1 pseudogene is annotated in these 433 nt (G+C 40.4%); it reads left to right on the top strand.

Annotated elements, in window-relative coordinates:
• Positions 1 to 308, top strand: a pseudogene (locus tag CK486_RS17735) (hypothetical protein); the annotation flags it as partial.
• Positions 309 to 433 lie beyond the last annotated feature (125 nt).

The raw sequence follows: 433 nt of genomic DNA, 5'->3' as shown, positions 1-433 counted from the left end.
TATTGATTCCAGTTTATACAATGGAAGTCATCGATGTGCAATCGATCGTGTTCATTGGTGACTGGGACTTAACCATTACAGGAGAAAAAGCATTCGGCCTATTAATCTCAGAAAATGGACTACTTGTCGCCTTATTAACCGTTGTGATCTCAAAATGGGCGACTCGCTTTAAGGAAAAAAATATCTTTGCTCTCTCTTCCATTTTGTATGCGTTATCGATGTGGATGTTTGGTCTAACAGAATGGTTCTGGGGCTTAGTCATAGCTATGGGAGTTTTTACATGCTCTTTGTCATCGCTGGCATTTTAAGCGCTCAAACATTTATGCAGTTGGACTATTGATTCCAGTTTATACAATGGAAGTCATCGATGTGCAATCGATCGTGTTCATTGGTGACTGGGACTTAACCATTACAGGAGAAAAAGCATTCGGCC

Source organism: Pseudomonas sp. HAR-UPW-AIA-41, assembly GCF_002304225.1.
Classification (GTDB): Bacteria; Pseudomonadota; Gammaproteobacteria; order Pseudomonadales; family Pseudomonadaceae; genus Aquipseudomonas.
The sequence above is the reverse complement of the archived record's forward strand: the minus strand, read 5'-3'. Positions and strand labels throughout refer to the sequence as shown.